The organism is Mycobacterium sp. 1465703.0 (assembly GCF_001672975.1).
Classification (GTDB): Bacteria; Actinomycetota; Actinomycetes; order Mycobacteriales; family Mycobacteriaceae; genus Mycobacterium.
This window is the reverse complement of the sequence record NZ_LZKU01000005.1, coordinates 1-3,227: the sequence shown is the minus strand read 5'-3', so window position 1 is coordinate 3,227 and position 3,227 is coordinate 1. Positions and strand designations below refer to the sequence as shown.

4 protein-coding genes are annotated in these 3,227 nt (G+C 66.6%); 1 reads left to right on the top strand and 3 read right to left on the bottom strand.

Translation table 11 applies throughout. The features are described 5' to 3' along the window. The 3 genes from A5625_RS00465 to A5625_RS00455 all read right to left on the bottom strand — a co-directional run. Positions 1-934: acyl-CoA dehydrogenase family protein (locus tag A5625_RS00465; protein WP_066988430.1), on the bottom strand; the 934-nt coding region annotated here is incomplete at its 3' end. A gap of 12 nt (positions 935-946) precedes the next feature. Further along, a complete protein-coding gene (locus A5625_RS00460) occupies positions 947-2,131 on the bottom strand; it encodes an acyl-CoA dehydrogenase family protein (protein WP_066988429.1) in 1,185 nt (394 codons plus the stop codon). A 15-nt stretch (positions 2,132-2,146) separates the two neighbouring features. Continuing rightward, on the bottom strand, positions 2,147-2,893 hold the full coding sequence (locus A5625_RS00455) for an SDR family NAD(P)-dependent oxidoreductase (RefSeq protein WP_066988428.1): 747 nt from the start codon (positions 2,891-2,893) through the stop codon (positions 2,147-2,149). Between the two features lie 69 nt (positions 2,894-2,962). Here A5625_RS00455 and A5625_RS00450 point away from each other — a divergent pair. Continuing rightward, on the top strand, positions 2,963-3,227 hold a 265-nt coding region (locus tag A5625_RS00450), incomplete at its 3' end, for a DUF3054 domain-containing protein (protein ID WP_066988427.1).

The window sequence follows — 3,227 nt, the reverse complement described above, 5'->3', positions numbered from 1 at the left end:
CCGCCAGGTGCTCGGCCAGGCAGTCGTCGAGATAGGTGCGGGCAACGTCGATTTCGGTCGCCAGCTCGGCGAGGACGAACTGGCTGTTCTGAAAGCTGGCGATCGGCGAGCCGAACGCCGTGCGGTCGCGCACGTAATCGAGCGTCTCGGCCAGAATGCCCTCCGCGGCGGCCACCGCGCCGACACCCAGCGCGAGCCGCTCCTGTGGCAGGTTTTTCACCAGCTGATAGAAGCCCCTGCCCTCTGCTTCGAGCAGATTCGCCGTGGGCACCCGCATGTCGGTGAAGGTGAGCTCGCTGGTGTCTTGGGCGTGAAGGCCGATCTTGTCCAGGTTGCGGCCACGGGAGAACCCAGGTGTTGCGGGGTCGACGACCAGAAGCGAGAGCCCCTGATGCCGATCCGCCGAGGTGCGCACCGCGATGACGAAGAGATCGCCGATCTGTCCGTTGGAGATGAACGTCTTGGCCCCGTTGACCAGGTAGTCGTCGCCGTCACGCACCGCCGTGGTGCGAATGCCGGCCAGATCGCTGCCGGTGCCGGGCTCGGTCATCGCGATACCGAGCACCGTCTCGCCGGTGACCACGCCGGGCAGCCAGCGCTGCTGTTGGCCGGCTGTCGTCAAATCGGTGAGATACGGCAGCACCACGTCGTTTTGCAGCGTGAAGGAAATGGCTTCGGCGGCCGCGCCCGCCCGCTGCAACTCGTCGATCACGATCGCGTTGTAGCGAAAGTCGGTTACGCCCGGGCCGCCGAGATGCTCGGGCACCGAAAAGCCCAGCAGCCCCAGCTTGCCCGCCTCGATGAACAGCGAGCGATCCCATTGGCCGTCCCGTTCCCACTTCTCGTGATTGGGCACCACCATCCGTTGTACGAAATCGCGGACCAGTTCCCGGAACTGGTGATGCTCGGTGGTGTACTCCAGGCGTGCGGCCATCGGGTGCTCCTGTCAGCGGAAGGCGTCGCTGCCGGTGAACGCCTGGCCGAGAACGAGCTGATGCATTTCCGGTGTGCCCTCGTAGGTGAGCACCGATTCCAGGTTGACCATGTGCCGGATGACGGGGTACTCCAGCGATATTCCGTTGCCTCCCAAGATGGTTCGCGCGGTGCGGCAGATCTTGATCGCCTCGCGGGTGTTGTTGAGCTTGCCGAAGCTGACCTGTTCGGGACGCAGCCCGACGCTGTCCTTGAGCCGGCCCAGATGCAGCGACAACAGCTGACCCTTGTGCAGCTCGACCGCCATGTCGACGAGTTTGGCCTGCGTCAACTGGAATCCGGCGATGGGGCGGCCGAACTGGGTGCGTTGCGTAGCGTAGTCCAGCGCGGCCTGCCAGGCTGAGCGCGCCGCTCCCATGGAGCCCCAAACGATTCCGTAGCGGGCCTCGGACAGGCATGACAGCGGACCCCGCAACCCCTTGGCCTCGGGGAGCATCGCCTCGGCGGGCAGTCGCACGTCGTCGAGCACCAGCTCACTGGTGATCGAGGCGCGCAGCGACAGCTTGTGGTGAATCGTGCTGGCGGTGAACCCCGGTGTCCTGGTGGGAACGATGAAGCCACGGATCCCGTCGTCGGTGGCGGCCCACACCACCGCGACGTCGGCGACCGAACCGTTGGTGATCCACAACTTGCGGCCGTTGAGCACCCAGTCCGAACCATCCCGGCGCGCCCGCGTTTTCATCGCCGCGGGGTCTGAGCCGACGTCGGGTTCGGTCAGCCCGAAGCAGCCGAGCAGCTCGCCGCTGGCCATGCCGGGCAGCCATTCCTGCTTCTGCTCCTCGGACCCGAAATTCCAGATCGCGAACATTGCCAGCGAACCCTGCACCGAGACCATCGACCGAAGACCGGAGTCGGCGGCCTCCAGCTCCACACAGGCCAGTCCGTAGTGCACGGCAGAAGCGCCGCCACACCCATACCCGTCCAAGTGCATGCCCAGCAGGCCGAGCTGGCCGAAGCCTTTGGCGAGTTCGCGGACCGGCAGGTCGCCGATCTCGAACCATTCCGCGATGTGGGGGAGCACGTGCTCGGCGCAGAACTCTCTGGTGGTGTCGCGTACCGCGATCTCGTCGCTGGACAGCGAGGCATCCAGGCCCAGTGGGTCGTCGCGGTCGAAGGCGGGTGGTGTCTGAGTGCTCATGGGATCAGCCTGCCACTAACCCGCCATGGTCAGGCCGCCGCTGACACTGATCACCTGTCCGGTGATGAACGAGGCGGCTTCGGAGGCGAAGAACAACACCGGCGCGGCGACCTCCTCGGGCCGGGCCAGCCGGCGAAATGGGATCGCCTTGACCAGTGCTTCTTTCAATTTCTCGGGTTGCGCATGAAACAAAGGGGTATCGGTTGGGCCGGGGCACACGCAGTTCACCGTGATCTGGTGTCGCGCCATTTCGCGGGCCAGCGACTTGGTCAGTGCGATCACCCCGCCCTTGGCGCCGGCGTAGATGCTCTCGCCCGCGCTGCCGACCCGGCCGGCATCGCTGGCCAGATTGACCACCCGTCCACCGCCGTGCGTCGCGATCATCGCCGGCAGGAACGCCGAGCAGACATGCACCGGCCCCAGGTAGTTGATGGCGACCACTTTTTGCGCGAATTCCGGTGTGGCGTTGAGGAATTGGTCAGTGCGGTCCCAGCCGGCGGCGTTGACGACGATGTTGGGCACGCCGAGATCGGCGTGAATCCGGTCCCGCAGGGCGCCGACCTGCTCCGGGTCGGCCACATCGACCGGTAGCGCGGCGATCAGGTCGGGGCGTTCGCCGGCGGTGGCGGATGCCGCTGTCTGGTCGAGGTCGGCGGCGACGACGCGCTCGCCGCGCGCGGCGAGGCCCAACGCTATCGCCTTGCCGATGCCCGAACCGGCGCCGGTCACCACCGCGAGACCGCCTTGTGAATGGGTATTCATTCTTGACGAATCTAGGTTCACCGCGGCTGCCCGGTCAAGGATCGCAGCGTCTCCCGGTAGTCTGCCTGCATGCTTCGGCTCAAGTGGCTGGCCTGGCTCGCGGTGGACGTCATCGGTGTGCTGGTGTTCTGCGCGGCGGGGCGCCGCAGCCACGACGAAGGTCTCAACGTCACCGGCATCGCGGTGACGGCGTGGCCGTTCCTCACCGGCACCGCCATCGGATGGCTGGCCTCCCGCGGGTGGCGGCAACCGATCGCCGTGGTGCCCACCGGGGTTGTCGTGTGGCTGTCCACCGTGGTGGTCGGCATGCTGCTGCGCAAGGCGTCCTCAGCGG

Bases quoted from the DNA above. Each gene is read 5' to 3' on its own strand.
- A5625_RS00460 (WP_066988429.1), bottom strand. From the start codon at position 2,131: ATGAGCACTCAGACACCACCCGCCTTCGACCGCGACGACCCACTGGGC.
- A5625_RS00455 (WP_066988428.1), bottom strand. From the start codon at position 2,893: ATGAATACCCATTCACAAGGCGGTCTCGCGGTGGTGACCGGCGCCGGT.